At 29.9% G+C, this 22,298-nt stretch carries 23 protein-coding genes, 1 rRNA gene and 1 riboswitch; of the genes, 21 read left to right on the top strand and 3 right to left on the bottom strand.

Annotated elements, in window-relative coordinates; all coding sequences use genetic code 11:
- Positions 1-40: 40 nt before the first annotated feature.
- On the bottom strand, positions 41-469 hold the full coding sequence (locus Tmeso_RS16395; protein WP_102856505.1) for a hypothetical protein: 429 nt from the start codon (positions 467-469) through the stop codon (positions 41-43).
- Positions 470-647: 178 nt separating this feature from the next.
- Here Tmeso_RS16395 and Tmeso_RS07555 point away from each other — a divergent pair, with 178 nt between their 5' ends.
- The 20 genes from Tmeso_RS07555 to hemL all read left to right on the top strand — a co-directional run bounded on the left by Tmeso_RS07555 (position 648) and on the right by hemL (position 19,657).
- On the top strand, positions 648-2,003 hold the full coding sequence (locus Tmeso_RS07555; RefSeq protein WP_187296267.1) for a DUF6612 family protein: 1,356 nt from the start codon (positions 648-650) through the stop codon (positions 2,001-2,003).
- A 130-nt stretch (positions 2,004-2,133) separates the two neighbouring features.
- Positions 2,134-2,334 carry a hypothetical protein gene (locus Tmeso_RS07550; RefSeq protein WP_145993139.1) on the top strand — a complete coding sequence of 67 codons (201 nt, stop codon included), beginning with the start codon at positions 2,134-2,136 and terminating at the stop codon, positions 2,332-2,334.
- Positions 2,335-2,338: 4 nt separating this feature from the next.
- Positions 2,339-2,522: riboswitch (cobalamin riboswitch) on the top strand.
- A gap of 119 nt (positions 2,523-2,641) precedes the next feature.
- The gene (locus Tmeso_RS07545) at positions 2,642-4,000 is read left to right on the top strand and encodes a cobyrinate a,c-diamide synthase (protein WP_099189819.1); all 1,359 of its coding nucleotides are present in this window, start codon (positions 2,642-2,644) and stop codon (positions 3,998-4,000) included.
- The gene (gene cbiB / locus Tmeso_RS07540; RefSeq protein ID WP_099189817.1) at positions 3,997-4,944 is read left to right on the top strand and encodes an adenosylcobinamide-phosphate synthase CbiB; all 948 of its coding nucleotides are present in this window, start codon (positions 3,997-3,999) and stop codon (positions 4,942-4,944) included. The genes Tmeso_RS07545 and cbiB overlap by 4 nt, the downstream gene beginning before the upstream one ends.
- Positions 4,941-6,011: a pyridoxal phosphate-dependent aminotransferase gene (locus Tmeso_RS07535; protein WP_099189814.1), complete on the top strand. Its 1,071-nt coding sequence runs from the start codon at positions 4,941-4,943 to the stop codon at positions 6,009-6,011. The genes cbiB and Tmeso_RS07535 overlap by 4 nt, the downstream gene beginning before the upstream one ends.
- Position 6,012: 1 nt before the next feature.
- Complete coding sequence (locus Tmeso_RS07530) at positions 6,013-6,912, top strand: GHMP family kinase ATP-binding protein (RefSeq protein ID WP_099189812.1); 900 nt, start codon at positions 6,013-6,015, stop codon at positions 6,910-6,912.
- Positions 6,887-7,519 carry a cobalt-precorrin-8 methylmutase gene (locus tag Tmeso_RS07525; protein WP_099189810.1) on the top strand — a complete coding sequence of 211 codons (633 nt, stop codon included), beginning with the start codon at positions 6,887-6,889 and terminating at the stop codon, positions 7,517-7,519. The genes Tmeso_RS07530 and Tmeso_RS07525 overlap by 26 nt, the downstream gene beginning before the upstream one ends.
- 25 nt (positions 7,520-7,544) lie before the next feature.
- Entirely contained in the window at positions 7,545-8,654 is a 1,110-nt protein-coding gene (gene cbiD, locus Tmeso_RS07520) for a cobalt-precorrin-5B (C(1))-methyltransferase CbiD (protein WP_099189808.1), read from the top strand.
- Entirely contained in the window at positions 8,651-9,259 is a 609-nt protein-coding gene (locus Tmeso_RS07515; protein WP_099189806.1) for a cobalt-precorrin-7 (C(5))-methyltransferase, read from the top strand. Before cbiD ends, Tmeso_RS07515 begins: the two co-directional genes overlap by 4 nt.
- The gene (locus Tmeso_RS07510) at positions 9,249-9,809 is read left to right on the top strand and encodes a decarboxylating cobalt-precorrin-6B (C(15))-methyltransferase (protein WP_099189804.1); all 561 of its coding nucleotides are present in this window, start codon (positions 9,249-9,251) and stop codon (positions 9,807-9,809) included. The genes Tmeso_RS07515 and Tmeso_RS07510 overlap by 11 nt, the downstream gene beginning before the upstream one ends.
- A complete protein-coding gene (locus tag Tmeso_RS07505; protein WP_099189802.1) occupies positions 9,809-10,561 on the top strand; it encodes a cobalt-precorrin-4 methyltransferase in 753 nt (250 codons plus the stop codon). The genes Tmeso_RS07510 and Tmeso_RS07505 overlap by 1 nt, the downstream gene beginning before the upstream one ends.
- Positions 10,545-11,579: a cobalt-precorrin 5A hydrolase gene (gene cbiG / locus Tmeso_RS07500; protein ID WP_099189800.1), complete on the top strand. Its 1,035-nt coding sequence runs from the start codon at positions 10,545-10,547 to the stop codon at positions 11,577-11,579. Before Tmeso_RS07505 ends, cbiG begins: the two co-directional genes overlap by 17 nt.
- Entirely contained in the window at positions 11,576-12,301 is a 726-nt protein-coding gene (gene cobJ / locus Tmeso_RS07495) for a precorrin-3B C(17)-methyltransferase (RefSeq protein WP_099189798.1), read from the top strand. Before cbiG ends, cobJ begins: the two co-directional genes overlap by 4 nt.
- Positions 12,298-13,062 (top strand): cobalt-precorrin-6A reductase, encoded by a 765-nt coding sequence (locus Tmeso_RS07490; RefSeq protein ID WP_099189796.1) that lies wholly within the window; start codon positions 12,298-12,300, stop codon positions 13,060-13,062. The genes cobJ and Tmeso_RS07490 overlap by 4 nt, the downstream gene beginning before the upstream one ends.
- Before the next feature lie 62 nt (positions 13,063-13,124).
- Positions 13,125-14,360: a glutamyl-tRNA reductase gene (hemA, locus tag Tmeso_RS07485; protein ID WP_099189794.1), complete on the top strand. Its 1,236-nt coding sequence runs from the start codon at positions 13,125-13,127 to the stop codon at positions 14,358-14,360.
- A gap of 57 nt (positions 14,361-14,417) precedes the next feature.
- Positions 14,418-14,999: a precorrin-2 dehydrogenase/sirohydrochlorin ferrochelatase family protein gene (locus Tmeso_RS07480; RefSeq protein ID WP_242967892.1), complete on the top strand. Its 582-nt coding sequence runs from the start codon at positions 14,418-14,420 to the stop codon at positions 14,997-14,999.
- Entirely contained in the window at positions 14,977-15,882 is a 906-nt protein-coding gene (gene hemC, locus Tmeso_RS07475; protein WP_099189790.1) for a hydroxymethylbilane synthase, read from the top strand. Before Tmeso_RS07480 ends, hemC begins: the two co-directional genes overlap by 23 nt.
- Entirely contained in the window at positions 15,870-17,378 is a 1,509-nt protein-coding gene (gene cobA, locus Tmeso_RS07470; protein WP_099189788.1) for a uroporphyrinogen-III C-methyltransferase, read from the top strand. The genes hemC and cobA overlap by 13 nt, the downstream gene beginning before the upstream one ends.
- A gap of 2 nt (positions 17,379-17,380) precedes the next feature.
- Positions 17,381-18,346, top strand: a complete 966-nt coding sequence (gene hemB, locus Tmeso_RS07465) for a porphobilinogen synthase (protein WP_099189786.1) — start codon at positions 17,381-17,383, stop codon at positions 18,344-18,346.
- Positions 18,347-18,361: 15 nt separating this feature from the next.
- On the top strand, positions 18,362-19,657 hold the full coding sequence (hemL, locus tag Tmeso_RS07460) for a glutamate-1-semialdehyde 2,1-aminomutase (RefSeq protein WP_099189784.1): 1,296 nt from the start codon (positions 18,362-18,364) through the stop codon (positions 19,655-19,657).
- Between the two features lie 100 nt (positions 19,658-19,757).
- On the opposite strand, the gene Tmeso_RS07455 is transcribed toward hemL, so the two are convergent.
- Both Tmeso_RS07455 and Tmeso_RS07450 read right to left on the bottom strand, forming a co-directional pair.
- A complete protein-coding gene (locus Tmeso_RS07455; protein ID WP_099189782.1) occupies positions 19,758-20,243 on the bottom strand; it encodes a S1 RNA-binding domain-containing protein in 486 nt (161 codons plus the stop codon).
- A 195-nt stretch (positions 20,244-20,438) separates the two neighbouring features.
- Positions 20,439-21,710 (bottom strand): YjiH family protein, encoded by a 1,272-nt coding sequence (locus Tmeso_RS07450; protein ID WP_099189780.1) that lies wholly within the window; start codon positions 21,708-21,710, stop codon positions 20,439-20,441.
- Positions 21,711-22,083: 373 nt separating this feature from the next.
- On the opposite strand from Tmeso_RS07450, the gene Tmeso_RS07445 reads away from it, so the two are divergent.
- Positions 22,084-22,298 (top strand): 16S ribosomal RNA (locus Tmeso_RS07445); the annotation flags it as partial.

Below are 22,298 nucleotides of genomic sequence, written 5' to 3'. Positions count from 1 at the left end.
ACAAAAATAAAGCCTTGACTTAGTCAAGGCTTTATTTTTTTTATTCATCATCTTCGCAATAGTCCATATCCATCATAGGGTTCATACCCATCATAGGGTTCATACCCATCATAGGATTCATGCCCATCATAGGGTGCATACTCATCATAGGATTCATACCCATCATAGGGTTTGCTCCCATCATGCCTTGCATTTCACCCATTGGATAAACATATACCATATATCCCATAGGAGATGGCATATTCATATCATCCATAGATGGCATACCCATTGTATTATCCATAGATGGCATACCCATCATAGGGTTCATCCCCATCATACCCATCATAGGATTCATACAATGCATGCCCATCATGCCTTGCATACCCATCATAGGGTTCATACAATTCATACCCATCATAGGATTGTACATATTCATATCCATTTCCATATCGTCATTACAATTTTTACATTTTCTATAATCATACATAAGGTAGACCTCCCTGATAAAAAAATTTAATCCTCCCTATATATATATTTAAGTAATATAAAAATTGTTACAAAAATAAATCTTTGATATAGGAATAAATATAGTATAAATATAATATAAAATATGGTAATATAAATATATTCCAAATATGGGATTGATTATAAAGGAGGGGTTTGGGTTGAAAACTTTAAAATTTATATTTGCTTTAGTCATGTCTATTTTGATGTCTTTTACAACTGTTTCAATGGCTCAAGAAAATGACAATATAAGTAGAATAGAATTATCAAAAAACATAATAGACTCATTTGAAATTGGATTGGTACAAGGCAGTGGATCTGCTTTTACGGATGTTAAAGCAGAGGATTCAAAATATGTAGATACTATAGTAAAGAAAAAAATAGCTTCAGGATATGGAGAAGCTTTTAAGCCTGATAAAAGTGTTACTAACGAAGAGGCTATGACTATGATAGTAAGAGCAATGAATGAAGAAAAGTTTGCTCAAAAAATGGATATCAAAGGAATTGAAAAAGGATCAGATTGGGCTAAAGGATATATAGCGTATAGCATAGAAAAAGGAATAACAGACAAAAACATTAATCCAAGTGAAGTTTTAACTAAAGAAAACTGTGATAGTATGATTAAAAATGCAGTTGAGTACTATAATAAAGAATTAAAAAGAGATGGACTAACAGTATATGATATGTTAGATAAGGCTGGTCAAAATATGATGGATAAAAAGACATATAAAGCTACAACTAATATGGATATTATAAGCACTATAAAATCAGAAGAAGAGTCACAAGAAGATGTTGTTACAACTATGAAGAAAGTTCAAGAAGTACAATTTGAAGCACCTGAAACTGTATATACAAAAGATACTACTACTATGAAAAATAGCGAAATGGATGAAGATATGACTATGACTTCTCAGGTTTATATGAAGGATAGAATAATGTATATTAAGACTGATGGACAAGAAAAATGGACTAAGATGGATATGAACCCTATGATGAATGAATTACAGTCTATGATGGGAAGTAGTATGAATACTAGTACACTTACTAAAGAACAGTTAGATATATTTGGAATGTATGCTAAGTATGAAGCAGATGAAAAAATAGAAGGCAAGGATTACTATGTTGTATCTATAGATATAGATGATGAGTCATTTAAAGAAATAGTTAAAATGATAGCTGACAAGGCTACTGAAATAGCTGCTAATGCTGAAGCAACAGAAAATAAAGATAAAAAAGATATAGATGAATTTATAGGTGGGTCTGATAATCAAGAGACGGTAAAACAAATTATAGACACTATAATTGAAAATGTAAAAATGGATATTAATTGTAAATACTATATAGATAAAGAAACTAAGATGTATGATAAGATGAAGATGGAAATGGATATGAATATGAACTTTATGGGAATGAACAATGAAACCAAAGTTACAGCTGAATCAAAATATCATGACTTTGGAGAAAAAATGGAGTTCCCTGAGATAAGTGAAGATGATGTAGAAAGTATGGATTTGTAAGAACTGAATAGATTGATGGAAAATGATGCTTATAATAAGCATCATTTTTTGTATGTGGGTAATCGAAAACTTACTATGAAAATAAAGTGAATATAACGAATGGATAAAAAGATACAATAAGGCTTTATATGTGACGAATAAATTGGTAAAAGAAGATTATTTTCATGGTGTCATAAATATATCTAAAAAAAGAAAATGGAATTTTGAAGAAATAAAGGGAAATACAGATATGATAGAGAATTTAATAAATGGGTATTGGAATAAAGATGACTTTGAATATATATATAAAGTTAAGCGTAAAACGTTGGAAATATTGAATAATAATATTTGATATGGTATTATGAAAAAAAGTAGAATATTAGAATTAATTGGTAAAAGGGAAAGGGGTTAAAATCCTCTACAGCCCCCGCTACTGTAATGAAAGACGAAACCTAAAATATACCACTTCAATTTATTGTAGGAAGGTAAGGGAGTAGGATGAATCTAAGTCAGGATACCTTTTCAATTAATTAAATGGGAAACCTTCGGAGGGAAGGGTGCTAATATATTTTGAATTGTGAATATAAAAACCTAACCTTAATAGAGGTTGGTTTTTTTTAATTTTAATGGGAATTTTCTTCAACAAAGGGGTGAATCAATTGAATAAAATATTAATAGCAGGAACTAGTAGTGGAGTTGGTAAAACTACTGTTTCAATGGGAATAATGTCAGCTTTAAAAAATAGAAATCTTAAAGTTCAACCTTATAAGGTAGGTCCCGATTATATAGATACTTCGTACCATACTTATATAACTAAGAGGAACTCTAGAAATTTAGATTCTTTCATGCTAGATGATGAGAAAATAAAGTATTTATATCTAAAAAACTCTAAGGACGCAGATATTTCTGTAATAGAAGGAGTTATGGGGCTTTATGATGGATTTGGAATAGATATAGATTCTTGTACAAGCTCATATACTTCAAAAATACTTAAAGCTCCTGTTATATTAGTTATAGACGGTAAGAGCATGGCTACATCTGCTGCAGCTATGGTTTTAGGATATAAAAGCTTAGATGAAAATATTAATTTAAGAGGAGTTATAATAAATAATATAGCATCTAAAAGTCATTTTGATATAGTTAAGCAAGCTATTGAAAAGTATACTGATGTTGAAGTTCTTGGATATCTTCCAAGAAATATAGAATTTTCACTTCCATCTCGACACTTAGGGCTAATACCAACAGTCGAGATGAATGAATTAGAACAAAAATTTATCGATTTAGCAAAAACAATAGAAGAGCATATAGACATTGATAGATTAATACAGATATCAAAATCACAGGATGTAGTATCAAAATTTAAAAGTGATTTACCTAAGTTTGAAAATGTAACAATAGCTATACCGTATGATAAGGCATTTAATTTTTATTACTGGGATAATATAGACATGCTAAAGGATATGGGGGTTAATATAAAGATGTTTAGCCCTTTGAATGATAAGAATGTACCTGAATGTGACGGTATATATATAGGTGGTGGATTCCCAGAAATATTTGCAAAAGAGTTAGAAGGAAATAAGTCTATAAGAGAAGATATTAAAAGATATCATGATAATAATAAACCTATATATGCCGAATGCGGAGGCCTTATGTATTTGGGTGAGAGTATAGTTAATAAAGATAATGAAGAATACGAAATGGTTGGAATATTAAAAGGGAAAAGTGAGATGAGTAAATCTCTTAAAAGATTTGGTTATGCAAAAGGAATTGCTTTAATAGATACTACTATATCTAAAAAAGAAGATATAGTTATGGGACATGAATTTCACCATTCAGAATTTATAACTAATGAAGAATGTGCTTATGAGGTGAAAAAAGAGAGAGATTTTAAAATAATAAAAGAGTGGATGGGGGGGTACCAAAAGAAGAATACCCTTGCAACTTATCTACATACTCACTTTTATAGTAATCTAAATATTCCTATTAACTTCTTAAATAAGGTGGTAGAAAATAAATGAGTATAGTATCAATTTATACAGGATATGTGCTAGATATTATATTTGGAGATCCTTATAATTTACCTCATCCAGTTATATACATAGGTAAATTTATAAATTATATAGAAAAAATTATAAGAAGAATATTTAAGACTGAGAAAAGTCTTAAAATAGGAGGATTCTTTTTAAACTTTATAGTAGTATTTACAACTTATTTTGTAACAGATTTAATTATAAAATTATCTCACAATGTAAATTATTATTTATACTTAGTTGTAAATTCATTGATTATATACACTATATTTGCGACAAAATGTTTAAAAGATGAAGCCGTTAAAATCTATAATGTACTAAAGGAAGATGATATAGTAAAGGCTAGAAAGCAATTGTCTTTTATAGTTGGAAGAGATACTCAGGATTTATCTAAAGATGAAATTATAAGGGCTACTGTAGAGACTGTTGCAGAAAATACAGTAGATGGAATAATAGCGCCCATGATGTATATATTTATAGGAGGAGCACCTCTGGGGATGATGTATAAGGCTGTTAATACATTAGATTCTATGGTTGGCTATAAAAATGATAAGTATTTGAATCTAGGATTCGCATCTGCTAAAATAGATGATTTATTCAATTTCATACCAGCTAGAATTACAGCTTGTATAATGGCTGTTGCTTCTTTATTTTTAGGTTTTGACTTTAAAGGAAGCGTCAAAGTATTTATAAGAGATAGAAAGAATCATAAAAGTCCAAATTGTGCATTTCCAGAAGGAGCTGTAGCTGGAGGATTAGGCATACAGCTTGGAGGAACTAATATGTACTTTGGAGAAAAAGTATATAAGCCTACTATAGGAGATGCTTTAAGAAATATAGAGCCAGAGGATATATTGAAAACAAATAAAATAATGTATTTAAGTTCAATTTTAAGCTTAATAATTTTCACACTTATACAGGAGGTTATATGAAAGATTTAGTTAATCTAGGACATGGTGCAGATATCGATCAAATGATAATTAAGTACAATAAAAGTGAAAATATATTAGATTTTAGTTCTAATATAAATCCATATAAACCTAAAAATATAGAAGAATATGTACTTGAAGGTTTGAAAAATAGTATAAAATATCCTGATATAGAGTACTTAAATCTCAGAAAAAACATATCCTCTTATTTAAATTTAAACTATGAATATATAGTACCTGGAAATGGTGCTAGCGAGATAATATATATGGTTATGAAGGTGTTAGATGGAAGATTAGCTATTTTAAATCCTACATTTTCAGAATATGAAAGGGCAGCTGTTATCAATAATATAGATATATTAGATTTATACTTGGGTGAAGATTTTAAAGTAGATATAGAAAGCATAGAGAAAAATATAGATAAATTTGATTTCTTATTTGTGTGCAATCCTAATAATCCAAGTGGTAATGTTCAAGATCTTTTAAAGTTATTAGAACTTTTACAAAAACATGAAAAAATTATGATAGTAGATGAAACTTTTATGGAGTTTGTAAATAATAGTGATGAATATTCATTAGTTAAATATGTGAATGAATACAGTAATTTATTTATTATAAAAGCTGTTACTAAGTTTTTTGGACTTCCTGGAGTAAGACTTGGTTATGGTATAACTAGCAATAAAGATATAATTCATAATATGTGGAGTATTAAAGAACCTTGGACTGTAAATTCATTTGCTGAAAATATATGTAAGTATATATTTAAAGATATCGAATACATAAGAAAAACTAAGGATTATTTTGAAGAAGAGATAAATTACATGTTAAAAGAATTAAATAATATAGATAATATAAAAAGTTTTAATACTAATACAAATTTTATATTGATAAAATTAGAAAAATACGATTCACATTATATAAAAGAAAAACTATTTATAAATAAAGGTATATTAATAAGAGATGCATCTAATTTCAAAGGATTAGATGAAAAATATATAAGAGTTGCAGTTAAAAAAAGAGAAGAAAATGAAAGATTAATAACTGCATTGAGAGAAATAATGGGGGTATAGCATGAAACACTATGGAATTTGCCCAGGCTCATGTGGAGAATTTATCCAGGGCATGATAAAGGACAAAGAATATTTAGTATCTTATGCTGTAAATATGTATTCAAGGGCGGATATTTATGAAGGAACTAAAAATATAAATATGGGACCTTTTAAATCAAGAAGAGCTTTAGAAAAAGTATTTGAACATTTTGGACTTAGTAAAGATGATACTAAAAATATATCTTTAAGAATAAAAAGCAATATTCCCTTGGGGAAAGGTATGGCGAGCTCTACAGCTGATATAGGAGCTACAATAAGAGCTGGACTTAGTTTTTTAAATAAAGATATGACAGATGAGGAAATATCAAAAATAGCGGCAAAGATTGAGCCTACAGATTCTATATATATAAATGATAATTGTATTTTTAATCCTTTAAAAGGTGAGGTACTTAAAAAATTAGGTTACATAGATGGAATTAAGATACTAACTCTTGAGCCTGATGAAAGATTGAATACACAACATATAAGAAAGAGGCAGGATTATTTCATTAAAAAAAAGGCAAACGAGCAAAAGTTAGAATATGCTTTTGAAATATTAGAAAAAGGGTTTAAAAATAATGATTTAAGCTTAGTTGGAAAAGCTTCAACTATAAGTTCAATACTTAATGAAAATATACATAAGAAGGAAGCTTTGAGCGAGATAATAAAAATAAGTGAGGATTATGGAGCTTATGGTGTTAATGTAGCTCATAGTGGAACTGTTGTAGGAATAATATTGGATAGTGATATGGATGAGATTAAGCTTAAAGAAAAACTGATTATGAACAAAATAAATAAAAAATATAAAAAAATATATTCTTTAAATGTTATAAGAGCAGGATTAAGGGGAGGGTCATATGAAGTACATAAAAAATCCAAGTGAGATAGAAGTTAAAAGTTTTGAAATAATACAAGGTATAATTGATGAAATCAGACCTGGTTATGAATTTAAGAATGAAATTGAAGAAAAAATAATAAAAAGATGCATACATACAACAGCTGATTTTGAATACTTAGACATACTAAAGATATCTGAAAATGCAGTTGATAAGTTAGTAGATGCCTTAAAATCTGGTGCAACTATATATACAGATACGAATATGGTTTTATCTGGAATAAATAAGAGAAAATTAAAGACTTTAGGTTGTGATATAAAGTGCTTCGTTGCAGATGCAGAGGTTGCAAAGATTGCAAAAGAAAAGAAGATGACAAGATCTATGGCAGCTGTAGAAAAAGCAGCTAGTGAAAAGGGAAGAAAGATATTTGTAATGGGAAATGCTCCTACTGCGCTTTATAAGGTAATGGAAATGAAGGACGAAGGAAAATTAAATCCAGATGCTATTATAGGGGTTCCTGTTGGATTCGTTGGAGCTGCTGAATCTAAGGATGAGCTTGAAAAGAGTGATAATGAGTATATATTGGCTAAGGGTAGAAAAGGTGGAAGTAATTTGGCGGCTGCTATAGTTAATGCAGTGCTTTATAGTATATAGTCTCGGTATTGAGAAGAGGGATGTTATGGAAAAGTATGTGTATATAGATGGGAAGAAGTATAGAAGGGGTTATACTACTGGGTCTACTGCTACAGGTGCGGCTAAGGCTGCGGCTTTTATGGCTTTAAGCAAAGAAAATATAGATATTATTCAGATAGATACGCCTAAAGGAATAGGGCTAGATTTGAATGTTGAGAATCAGGAAATAGGAGAAGGTTATGCTGTAGCTTCTGTTAAGAAAGATGGGGGAGATGACAAGGATGCTACTCATAAGTTAGATATATTTGCAAAGGTTACTATTAACAACACTGGAATTATCAATATAGACGGTGGTATAGGAGTTGGGAGAATAACTAAGAAAGGTCTTAATATTCCAATTGGAAATGCTGCTATAAATAAGGTTCCTATGAAGATGATAGAAAAGGAAGTAAGGGAAGTTATAGGAGATTTAGGAGCAGATGTATTGGTTTATATTCCAAGAGGTGAGGAAATTGCAAAGAAGACTTTCAATCCAAGACTTGGAATAGAAGGTGGTATATCTATAATAGGCACTACTGGAATTGTAGAGCCTATGTCTGAGGAAGGTTGGAAGAAGTCGCTTTCTATTGAGTTAGGCATGAAAAGTGAACAAGGAATTAAAAAAATTATACTTGTTCCAGGGAATCATGGAGAGAATTTTGTAAAAGATGTGTTAAATATCGACTCTAGTTACGTTGTTAGAACTAGCAACTTTGTAGGATATATGATAAAGGAAGCTGAAAGGTTTGGGTTTGAAAAAATACTTATGGTTGGTCATTTAGGCAAGTTTGTAAAGCTTGCTGGAGGCATTTTCCATACTCATAGTAAGATGGCAGATTGCAGAATGGAGATAATTATAACTCATTTAGCTTTAATGGGAGCTGATATAAGTATTTTAAATGATATTTACAATTGTTCAACTACTGAGGCTGCAATAGATATAATAGAAAAAAGTGGATATGAAAAAGTCTACGATATTATAGCAAATAAAGGAAGAGAGAAGATTCTTCAAAGGTTAGACAATGATATTAAGGTTGAGATTATGATATTTTCTATGGAGCTTGATATACTTGGAAAATCTGATGGTGCAGATAATCTTTTGGAGGTATTTAGATGATAAACATAATTGGGACAGGGCCTGGAAATTTAAATTACCTGACTAAAATAGGTGAGAATATAGTAAATGAAAGTGATGTATTGATAGGTGGAACTAGGAATTTAGATAGCTTTAAGGATTTTAATGGAGAAAAAATCGAGATAAAAGGAAGCCTTAAGAAAATTATAGATTACATAAATGAGAATAAGGATAAGAATATATCTATAATAGCATCGGGTGATCCAAGTATATACGGTATAGGAAAGTACATGGTTAGTGAGCTTGGACGTGATAATGTGAATGTAGTATCGGGGATAAGCTCTATACAATATATATTTTCAAAAATTGGTATGGATATGAATGATATATATATAAGTAGTTGCCATGGCAAACAACCTGATTTCGACTACATATTATCTCATAAAAAAGTAGCATTAGTTACAGATAATATAATAGGTCCAAAGGAAATTGCAAAAGAGATAATCAAAAGGAAATTAAACAAAGTTATGGTGGTAGGGGAGAACCTTTCTTATGATAATGAGAGAATAACTATAGGTTGTTGTGAAGATATAATTAATGTAGATAAATTTGATATGAATGTAGTGGTGATATACGATGAAGGATAGTGAATTTATAAGAGGTAAGGTTCCAATGACTAAGGAAGAGATAAGGACTATATCTATAAGCAAATTAAACTTAAAGAATTGTAGTACGTTCTTAGATGTAGGTGGTGGAACAGGAAGTATAAGCATACAAGCATCTCTTGAAAATAAAGGGCTAAATGTTTTTACTATAGAGAGAAATGAAGAAGCCGTTGAGCTTATATATGAAAATATTGATAAATTTAATATAAATAATATAAAAGTTATTAAAGACTATGCACCAGTTGATTCTTTTGATAAAAAAATAGATTCTGCTTTCATAGGAGGAAGTGGAGGAAATTTAGAAGAAATAATAATATGGCTTAAAGGTCTATTGAATGAAAATGCAACATTGGTTATTAACTGTATAATAGTTGAAACGCTTAACGAGTCTTTAAGAATACTTAAAGAGCAAGGTTTTGGAGATATAGAGTGTGTACAAGTTTGTGTATCAAGGCTTGAAAAATTAGGTAAAGGTAATTATTTCAAGCCTTTAAATCCAACATATATAATTTCATGTAAAAGGGGTAGATAATAATGAAAATTCATTTTGTAGGGGCAGGACCAGGAGACAAAGAACTTATAACTTTAAAAGGATATAAATTATTGAGTGAAGCCGATGTTGTTATATATGCTGGTTCTTTAGTTAATCCAGAACTTCTTGAATATTGTAAAGAGGGATGCGAAATTCATAACAGTGCTTATATGGATTTAGGAGAAATAGTAGAGGTTATGAAAAAGGGAGTTAAGGAGAATAAGAGTGTTGTAAGACTTCAAACAGGTGATTTTTCTATATATGGTTCAATTAGAGAACAAGTAGAAGAACTTGCTAAAGAAGATATAGGATATGACTGTACACCAGGAGTTAGTTCATTCCTTGGAGCATCATCTGCACTTGGAGTTGAATATACAGTTCCTGAGATATCTCAAAGTGTTATTATAACTAGAATGGAAGGAAGAACTCCAGTACCAGAGAAAGAATCCATAGAATCTTTTGCAAAGCATCAAACGTCTATGGTAATATTCTTGTCTGTTCAAGAAATAGAAAAAGTCGTATCTAGACTTATTGAAGGTGGATATACAGAAGAGACTCCAATAGCTGTTGTATATAAGGCTACTTGGAAGGATGAACAAATAATTAAAGGCAAATTGAAAAATATAGCTACTAAGGTTAAAGAAGAAGGAATAAATAAAACAGCTCTTATAATGGTTGGAGAATTTCTTGGTAAAGAGTACAATTACTCAAAGTTGTACGATAAGGAATTTAAGCATGAGTACAGAAAGTAATAAAGCTGTAATAGCACTTACTTCAAATGGAAAAAAGCTTGCACTTAATATAAAAAAATATATTGAGTGCGATGTATATGTTAATAACAAAATCCTTTGTGATAATACTATGTCTATAAAAGGAAAATTTAAAGAGTTTGTAGGGGATATATTCTACAAGTATGAATATTTAATATTTATAATGGCAACGGGTATTGTAGTTAGAAGTATTTGCCCTTACATAAAGGACAAAACACAAGATCCTGCCATAATAGTAATGGATGAGATGGGAAAGAATGTTATAAGTCTTCTGTCTGGACATATAGGTGGTGCAAATGAAATGACTATAAAGTTAAGTGAGCATCTGAACTCGAATCCAGTTATAACCACTGCTACAGATGTTAACAATAAATCATCACTTGATATGATAATAAAAAAAATAGATGCACATATAGATGATTTTAAAGAAAATGTGAAGAGAGTGAATTCATATCTAGTAGAAGGCAAAAAAGTAGGAATATACATGGATGGTTACTACGACATAGACACTAGAGGATTTGTTTTAATAAATGATAAAAATAATATTGATGATGTAGATACTTTGGTTTACATAACTAATAAGAAAAATATAGATATAAAACATAAGGATATTATAAAGATAACTCCAAAGAATATTGTTTTATCAGTAGGATGTAGAAGAGATACTGATTCTAATTTCATGTATGAGTCTTTTAAAGATTTTTTAGATAAAGAAAATATAGATAAAGATGCTATAAAAATAGTTGGAAGCGTAGATCTAAAAAAAGATGAAAAAGCGATAATTGATTTAGCAAACAAACTGGGCGTGAGATTTGAGATAGTATCTAGAGAAGAAATACTAAAAGTCGAGGATAAATTTGAAAAATCAGAGTTTGTGAAGAAATCTATTGGGGTATATTCAGTAGTTGAGCCGGTCTCGTATATATTAAGTGGTGAAAATTTGATTGTAAATAAAACAAAGTATAAAGGAATAACTTTTGGATTGGGGAGATTAAAATGATTTATGTAATAGGTATAGGCCCAGGTAGCAAGGAATTGATGACTAATGAAGCTATAGAAGCGTTAGAAAAAAGTGAAGTTATAGTGGGTTATAAAACTTATATAAATTTAGTTGAAGAATTTATAAAGGATAAAGAAGTAGTTCAAAATGGAATGAGAAAAGAAATCGAGAGATGTCAAGATGCTATAGAAAAGGCTAAAGAAGGTAAGATAGTTGCTGTTATAAGTAGTGGAGATAGCGGAATATATGGAATGGCAGGTCTTATCCTTGAACTTGTAACTAAACAAAACTTAGATATAGAGATAAAGATTGTACCTGGCGTTACTGCTAGTATAGGAGCAGCTGCTGTACTTGGAGCACCTATTATGCATGATTTTTGCCATATAAGCCTTAGTGATTTACTTACTCCTTGGGATGTTATAGAAAAAAGACTAAAACTTGCAGCAGAGGCTGACTTTGTAATATGTCTATATAATCCTAGAAGTAAGGGAAGAAAAGATCACTTAAAAAGAGCTTTTGAAATTATGGGAGAGTTTAAATCTGACGATATACCGGTTGGGATAGTTAAGGATGTAGCTAGAGAAGGCCAGTGTAAACAGGTTGTTAAATACAAGGATATCGATTTTGAGACTGTGGATATGACGACTATTGTAATAATAGGAAATAAATCTACTTACATACATGGAGATAAGATGATAACTCCAAGGGGTTATGTTATATGATACTAGTTCTTGGAGGAACTAGTGATAGCTTAAAAATATGTGATTTACTCAATGAACTGAATAAGCCATATATTCTATCTGTTGCAACTGATTATGGAAGAGAGATTTCCAAAAATTACTGTAAAGACATTAATGTAGCTAGACTAGATAAGTATGATATGATTAAATTTGTTACACAAAATAATATAGAAACTATTATAGATGCAACTCATCCGTATGCTTTAGAGGTATCTAAAAATGCCATGGATGCAAGTTATGAGTTAGGTATAAAGTATATAAGGTATGAGAGAGGTTCAAGTGATATATTAGAACATGAGAATATAATAAAGGTCAATAATATAGAAGAAGCTTGTGATATTGCCAATGAAATAGGTAAAAATATATTTTTGTCTACAGGAAGCAAAAACTTAGGGCATTTTGTTAAGAATTTAAAAAATAAAAATATTATAGCTAGAGTTCTTCCAACATCTGAAGTCTTAAAATCTTGTGAGAACTTAGGTTTAAAAGCTCATAATATAGTAGCTATGAAAGGTCCTTTTTCTTATGATATAAACAAGCAGTTATACAAATTCTATAATTGTGATGTGGTTATAACGAAGGAAAGTGGAGCAGCTGGAGGTTTTGAAGAAAAACTAAGAGCAAGTATTGATTCTAATATAAAAACTATAGTAATACTAAGACCTAGCCTTGATTATCCAGAAAAGATAGATGGTATTGAAGAACTAAAGTCGCAACTATTTTTGAACAACGAAGTCCGTTAGGGATCGTTGGCGACATGAGTCAGTGCGGAGCGACTAGACGAATTTTTAATGGAGGCGAGATTATGAAAGTAGCAGTTATAGGGGTTAATCACAAAACTGCTCCTATTAGAATAAGAGAAAAAGTATCTTTTACGGAATCTAAGAAAATAGAAGGTGCAAATTTTTTACTTGATAACGGGATAGAAGAAGTAATTATTTTATCTACTTGTAATAGAAGTGAGATATATATAGCTGCAAAAGATATCGATTCAAAAATCGAAGTAGTTAAAGATTTTTATGAAGACTACTTTGATGAAAAAGATATAAAAGAGTATTTGTTTGATAAAAGACATAAAGAAGCTATAAATCATATATACGAGGTTGCATCTGGACTGGATTCGTTAGTTTTAGGTGAAGATCAGATTCTTGGACAAGCAAAAGAAGCTATGCAATTCTCTATGGAACTTGGTTTTAGTGGTAAGATTTTAAATAAGCTTTTTAGAGAGGCTATAACTACTAGTAAAAACATAAAGAATGAAACTAAAATATCAGAGAATCCTCTTTCTATAAGTTATATAGGAGTTAAATTTTTAAAAGAAAAACTTAAAACATTAAAAAATAAAAAAGCTCTTATAATAGGTGTTGGAAAGATGAGTATATTAGCCCTTAAACACTTAATAGAGGAGGATTTAGATGAAATATATATGACAAATAGATCTCATAAAAAAGTTTTGGATTTAAGTGATGATTTTCCAATGGTAAAACCTATAGAATATAAAAATAGATACGAAATATTAAAAGATGTAGATATTGTTATAACTGCAACTGCATCCCCCCATACTGTCATAAGAAAAGATGAGATGATGGATATAGAGAATAAAGTTTATATAATGGATATAGCTCTTCCTCGTGATGTTGAAGAGTCTGTTGATGAGCTTTCAAATGTTAATGTTTATGATATAGATGATCTTAAGAAGATATCTGATGAAAATGAACAAAGAAGAATCGAATTATCTAAGGTTGCAAAGAGTATTATAGATGAGAGTATAAATGAGTTTTTAGAATGGATGAGTAGTATAAAGGTAGATCCTACTATAAAATCTTTGAATGAAAGATGCAGTGATATACAAAGTGATACACTTGATTATATATACAGAAAGCTAGATCTTGACTGTAGAGAAAAAAAGATAATAGAGAAAATGTTAAATTCAGCTTTGAAAAGGGTTATTAGAGAGCCTATAATAAAGCTTAAGTCTACTAAAGATGAGGGAAAAGTAAAGGATTACACTAATATAATTGAGGAATTGTTCGATCTTTAAAATACGATTTTTAAATAATAAATTGATGCTAGAGGTGGTATAGTGTTTTACCCCATGATGATAAATTTAGACAACAAAAATGTAACTATAATAGGTGGAGGAAAAGTTGCGTTTAGAAAAGCAAAGAAGTTTTTAGAGTTTAATTGTAAGATAAAGGTTATAAGCCCTTCGTTTATAGAAGAGTTCTATAGTATAGAGGTTAAACTTATAAATGATGAATATAGAGAAGATTATTTGAAAGAATCGTTTATAGTTATAGCGGCTTCATCTAATAAAAAGGTAAATGAGGATATAGATAATTACTGTAAAGAAAATAATATTATGTGTAATAGAGCTGATAATAAAGAGTTATCTGATTTTATAGTGCCTTCAAGTATTAAAAGAGGAAATTTAGTTATTAGCGTATCTACTATGGGAAACAGCCCATCTCTTGCCTCTAAAATAAGAAAAGAACTTGAAAGTAACTATGGTGTTGAGTATGAGGAATATGTAAATATTTTAGGTGATATAAGAAACTTAGTTTTAAAAAATTGTACGGATAAGAATGAAAAGAAAAAAATACTAAATGAATTAGTAAACTTAAATCTAGAAGAACTAAAAAAGAGGAGACTTGATTATGAAAATAATAGTTGGAACTAGAGGAAGTGATCTTGCCTTAAGTCAAACTAAATGGGTTATAAAAAACCTTAGAAATTCAAATCCCCATGTAGAATTTGAAATTAAGATAATAAAGACTAAAGGTGATAGAATTCAGAATATATCACTTGACAAAATAGGCGATAAGGGATTATTCGTAAAAGAAATAGAAGAGCAACTTTTAAATAAAGAAATTGACATAGCTGTTCATAGTATGAAGGATATGCCATCTAATGTTACGGAGGGACTTAAATTTGCAGCAATTCCTAAACGTGAGGATCACAGAGATGTGTTAGTTTTGAAAGAAGGATATAAGAGCATATATGATCTTCCAAGAAAAGCTAAAATAGGTACAGGAAGTAAAAGAAGAAAGTATCAATTGCTTAAGTATAGAGAAGATTTAGAAATAGTTTCTATAAGAGGAAATGTTGGAACTAGAATAAGAAAAATTAAAGAAGAAAATCTTGATGGTGTAGTGCTTGCAGCTGCGGGTCTTCATAGATTGAATATAGAGGATGAAATAAGCTTTTATATACCTACTGATATAATGCTTCCAGCACCAGCACAAGGAGCTTTAGCTATACAGATAAGAGAAACTGATGAAGATATAGAAAAAATAGTATCATCTATAAAAGATGACAAGACTTGTATTGAGGTTGAAGCAGAAAGAGCTTTCTTACATGGAGTTAATGGGGGATGTCATATACCTGTAGGGGCATTCTGTACCGTAGATGAAGATAAAATAAAAGTTGAAGGTTTATTTGGAGCAGAAGATGGAAGTAGGATTGTAAGAACATTTGTAGAAGGTAGTGTTAATGAAGCAAAAGAGTTAGGATATAAGCTTGCTGATATTATACTAGAGGAGATGAAGCCATGTACGGAGTAGTATATTTAGTAGGGGCAGGGCCCGGAGATTATAAGCTTATTACATTGAAAGGTTTAGAGTGCATTAAAAAGGCAGATGTAATAGTATATGATAGATTGGCGAATGAAAATTTATTGAATGAGGCTAAAGGAAATTGTGAGTTTATATATGTTGGAAAGGCATCTAGCGATCATACTTTAACTCAAGATGAAATAAATGAGGTTATATGCCAGAAAGCAAAAGAAGGTAAAATTGTAACAAGACTTAAAGGAGGAGATCCTTACGTTTTCGGTAGAGGAGGAGAAGAAGGTGAATATCTTCTTGAAAGAGGAGTTAAGTTCGAAGTAGTTCCAGGTATAACTTCAGCTATTGGTGGCCTTTGTTATGCTGGCATACCTATAACTCACAGAGATTATGCTTCTTCGTTTCATGTTATAACCGGTCATTTAAAGGATGAAAAAAATGAACTTGATTGGAAATCATTAGGTAAGTTAAATGGAACTTTGGTGTTTTTAATGGGAGTTAAAAATCTAAATAATATATGCACTAATTTAATTAATGAAGGTAAAAGTAAGGATACACCTGTTGCTCTTATAAACTGGGGAACTAGATATAATCAGAGAGTAGTAACCGGGAATCTTGAGAATATATACGATATAGCTATTAAGGAAAATATAAAGCCACCTAGCTTAATTGTTGTAGGTGATGTTGTAAAACTTAGAGACAAATTAAACTTCTTTGAGCAAAAAGGGTTGTTTGGAAAAAATATACTTGTTACAAGAGCTAGGGCACAAAATAGTAAATTACTAGAGAAAATAATGGATTTGGGAGGCAACCCTATACAGTTTCCAACTATAAATATAGAAGAAATAACTCCTAATGAAGAATTAGATCATCAAATAAACAATTTTCAGGAATACAGTTATATAATATTTACAAGCCAAAATGCTGTTAAAATATTCTTTAATAGATTAGATGAGATGGATTTTGATGTTAGAAAACTATCTAATATGAAGATAGTAGCTATAGGACCATCTACAGCTAAAGACCTTAAGAAAAAAGGTATAATAGCTGATATAGTGCCTGCGAAATTCGTAGCTGAATCTATATATGATGAGTTGAAGGATTTGTTAGTTGAGAATGATAAAATATTGATTCCAAGAGCTAGCGAGGCTAGAGATTATTTAATAGATAAACTAAATGAAATATGTTATGTTAAAGAGGTTAAGATATATAATACTGTATTAGGTGATGGAAATAAAGATAAAATACTTAAAATGTTAGATTCTAATAAATTAGATTATATAACATTTACTAGTTCATCAACTGTGAAGAATTTAGTTAAAATAGTAGGTAAAGAAAATATAGACAAGCTTAAAAATTCAAAATTAATATCTATAGGACCTATAACTTCAAATACTGTGAGAAATTTTAATTTGGATGTTTACAAAGAAGCTGAGGAATATACTATAGATGGAATTTTAAATACTATTATAGAAGATATTAAGGGGGAATAGCTGTGATTAAAAGACCTAGAAGACTTAGAAGTAGTGAACTTGTAAGGGATTTAGTTAGAGAGACTAAAATTGAGATGGATAACTTAATATATCCTTTATTTATTGTTGAGGGAGAAAATATAAAAAAAGAGATACAATCAATGCCTGATGTTTATCATCTATCTGTAGATAAGTTAGAAGAAGAAGTAAATGAGTTAAAAGAGTTTGGAATAAAGTATGTAATGCTATTTGGAGTTCCAAATGAAAAAGATGAGTATGGAAAAGGCGCTTATGCAGAGGATGGGATTGTTCAAAGAGCTATAAAAGAGATAAAGAGACTTACTAATGATATATATATTATTACTGATGTGTGCATGTGTGAGTATACGAGCCATGGGCACTGCGGAATACTATGTTCAGATGGATATGTAGATAATGACAAGACATTAGAATATCTATCAAGAATAGCTGTAAGTCATGTAGATGCAGGGGCGGATATGGTAGCTCCATCTGATATGATGGATGGAAGAATAGCTCATATGAGAAAAACTTTAGACAAAGCAGGGCATGAAAACACACCTATAATGGCGTATAGTGCCAAATACGCATCTTCATTCTATGGACCTTTCAGAGATGCAGCTAATTCAGCACCGTCTTTTGGAGATAGAAAATCTTATCAAATGGACCCTGCAAACACAGATGAAGCAGTTCGTGAGGTAGGACTTGATATAGAAGAAGGAGCAGATATAGTCATGGTAAAACCTGCACTTTCATACTTAGATGTAATAAGAAGAATAAAAGACAATTTCAACATGCCTATAGCTGCATACAATGTAAGTGGAGAATACTCTATGTTAAAACTTGCTGTTAAGAATGGGTTATTAGATGAAAAAGCTATAATGGAAAGTATTTTATCTATAAAAAGAGCTGGGGCAGATATAATAATAACTTACTTTGCAAAAGATATAGCTAAAATGTTGAAAAAATAAAAGGGGATGACTATTATGAATACTACTAAATCTGAAAGCATATATAGTGAAGCTGTAAAATACATACCTGGTGGAGTCAACAGTCCTGTTAGAGCATTTAAATCAGTTGGACTTAATCCTATATTTGTAGATCATGCTAAAGGATCTAGATTATATGATGTTGATGGAAATGAATATCTAGATTATATATGTTCTTGGGGACCATTAATGCTTGGTCATAGTAATGAAGAAGTTTTAAGTGGGGTTGAAGATATAATAAGAAGAGGAACAAGTTATGGTGTTCCTACAGAAATAGAAGTAAAAATGGCAAAATTAATATGTCAGGCATATGAATCAATAGAAATGGTTAGGATGGTAAACTCAGGAACAGAAGCTACTATGAGTGCATTAAGAGTGGCTAGAGCTTATACTAAGAGAAATAAAATATTAAAATTTGAAGGGTGCTACCATGGTCATTCTGATGCATTACTTGTTAAATCAGGATCTGGAACAATAACATATGGAGTCCCTACAAGCCCTGGAGTTCCAGCTGATGTAGTGAAAGATACACTTGTATGCAGATACAATGATTTAGAATCAGTAAAAGAAATATTTAAAAAACATGGAAACGACATAGCAGCTGTAATCGTAGAGCCTGTTGCTGGGAATATGGGAGTAGTTGCAGGTAAAAAAGAATTTTTACAAGGTCTTAGAAATATAACTAATGAATACAAATCTATTCTTATATTTGATGAAGTAATAACAGGATTTAGATTAGCTTTCGGTGGTGCAGGAGAGCATTATGGAATAAAAGCAGATATGACATGTCTTGGAAAAATTATAGGAGCAGGACTTCCTGTTGGAGCTTACGGTGGGAAGAAAGAGATAATGGATATGGTATCCCCAGTTGGACCTGTATATCAAGCTGGAACATTATCCGGGAATCCTCTTGCTATGTATATGGGATATAAAAACATAAGTATATTAAAAGATAATAAAAATATATATAAAGAGCTTGAAGAAAAGGCTATAAGACTAGAAAATGGGCTTAAAGAAAATCTTAAAAAGCTTAATGTAGAAGGAACTGTAAATAGGGCAGGGTCTTTAGTATGTCTTTTCTTTGCAAAAGGACCTATAGAAAACTACGAAGATGTAATGAAATGTGATGTAGAAAAATTCAATATATATTTCAAAGAATTAATAGAAAGAGGGATACTACTTGCCCCAACACAGTTTGAAGCAATGTTTTTATCTAATGCTCATACAAATGAAGATATAGACTGTACAATAAAAGCAAGTTATGAAGCTATGAAGATAGCATTTAATAAATAAAAAACGCCGACAATGTGTCGGCATTTTTTATATACTAAGGCATTCTATAATATGAATATGAAACAAAAAAACTCTCGGATTAATCTGAGAGTTTAAAAAATTATCTTCTTTTGCTACGTTTATTTAAAGTAGCTTGACGATCATCTGATTGCTTTAACCAATCTTTTAATTTATCTTCAAGAGAATTTTCTTTTGGTTTTGCTTGGAATTTACCTTTAGATGCATCCTTATTTCTATAGCTAGAACCAGAGTTATAGTTAGGTTTAGAACTAGAACTTGAGTTAGAGCTAGAATTATAAGATGGCTTATCTTTAGGTTTTGGAGTAAAAGGCTTTGGAGTAAATGGTGTTGCTTGTTTAATTGAAAGAGATATTTTTTTAGATTCTTCATCAATGCTTATAACTTTAACTTTAACTTTATCCCCAGCTGAAATATGTTCATTTATATCGTTTATAAAGTTATGACTAATTTGTGAAATATGAACTAATCCTTTAGTTTTTTCATCTAGAGCCACAAAAGCACCGAAAGGCTTAACGTCTGTTACTGTACCTTCAATAATATTGCCAATTTCAAATTTCTTACACATAGACACACTCCTAAAAATTTTATAGTTTATAAATAATTTAAAAATTCGAGTTATTTATATTAATTAATATAGCATATAACTTCAACAAAAAACAAATTTTAAATTATCTTTTCAACTATCTATAATATATATTTTTACGCTTTTTTGCAACCTTTAAACACATAAAATATAATTAAGTTTTTGCCATTAAAAAAGTCAAATAATTAAAGTAACTATAGGCGTAACTATTATAAAAGAAAATACTACTCTTTCTATCCATATCAAAAATAATTCCCAAATAGATAAGGGTATTTTTGTAGATAAAATACAAGGTATAGATGAACAAAAAGATAATACAGAACTAACGGATACTACACCTATTATAAAACGAGTTAAAAATGAAGAATTTGTTATTAAGAATGATGGTAAAAATAAGTCTATTATACCAATTGATGTAGATTTAGCAGTAAGCATTGGTTGTGGAAGTTGAAGGATTTTTAATAATGGATAAAATATATATGCTAATAAATCTATAAAACAAGTATATTTACTTAATATCAAACCAGCAGTACCTATTGACACTATTGAAGGCAGAACTGTCATAGTTACGATTAAACCATTTTTGAAATTATGATATATATTCTTATACAAGTTAATAGGTTTATTTATAGATTTAATAGCTTCATTCCATGCAATTTGAATGAAATTTTTGTCAATAGTAGCTTCTATAAAGGAATCAGATGAAATATAAGAATGACTTTTTCTGCTAAGAGGAGGTATCCTAGCTGTAATTGCGGTTACTAAACAAGTTACTATTAATGTAATTATAAAATAAGAATTCCACATACGCATAAGACCTAAAGTCTTAGCTATAATAAGCATTGAACTTATAGATACAGTAGAAAATCCTGTAACTATAATACTAGCTTCTTTAATACTATACTTACTATCTTTGAATAAAGCATCTGTAATTAGAACTCCTATAGAACAATTACTTAAAAAAGATGCTAAAGCATTTATAGCTGATTTACCTGGAACTTTAAATAGTGGTTTAATTATAGGCTGCATCAAAGTTCCTATAAACTCTAAGAGTCCATAATCTATGAGAAAAGTTAAAAAAACAGATCCTACAGGAATAGCTATACTAATAGGAATAGCTATATTATTAAATATTATAGATAACATATCTTTAGATATAAAATAGAACTTATTTAAATTAGTAATAAATATTATACATATAAATATACTCGAAAAATTAAAAAAAGAAATTATTTTATTGAATCTATTCGTATTCCATGATTTTGTGATAAAAGGATAAAAAACTCCTAGTATAATTAGAGCTAAAGTATAGATACATACATAATTTAAGAATTGAGTATATATATATATAATAATATGATCTATTGGTATTGTTATTTTACTGTTTAACTTTATAGGTATAAAAAATATGAATATACCTACAAAATTATATATTATGAATTTGATCATATTATATAACCCCCTTTTATTATATATAATGAACTGTTGTGTATTTTATTCTATAAGATTATAATTTTAAAACTGTGAAGTTAGGAATCATTGGAGACATGAGTTAGTGAGTAGCTACTAGGCGAATTTTTTATAACTCACGTTTAATATCTTATATAATATATTTTATAAAAAACTTTAAAAAAAGTGTTGACGGATTGCTTAGAAGGTGATATATTATTACTTGTCCTCAACAACGAGGCAAACACGAAACACACGAAGGAAATAAATGAACTTTGAAAATTAAACAGTAGGTTATAAATAAATCACAACAGTGATTTTCGGAATAAACAAACAAAAAGTCAGTTTACTGAGTACTGACAAACTTTAAATTTTATTTAAGAGTTTGATCCTGGCTCAGGATGAACGCTGGCGGCGTGCCTAACACATGCAAGTCGAGCGGAGATTAAAAAGCTTGCTTTTTAATCTTAGCGGCGGACGGGTGAGTAACGCGTGGGTAACCTGCCCTATACACACGGATAACATATCGAAAGATATGCTAATACGAGATAATACATTTTTAAGGCATCTTAAAAATGTCAAAGATTT

Origin of the sequence: Tepidibacter mesophilus (assembly GCF_002724055.1) — a bacterium.
Taxonomy (GTDB): Bacteria; Bacillota; Clostridia; order Peptostreptococcales; family Peptostreptococcaceae; genus Tepidibacter_A; species Tepidibacter_A mesophilus.
Note: the sequence above shows the minus strand (reverse complement) of the source record. Positions and strands in the feature narration are given on the sequence as shown.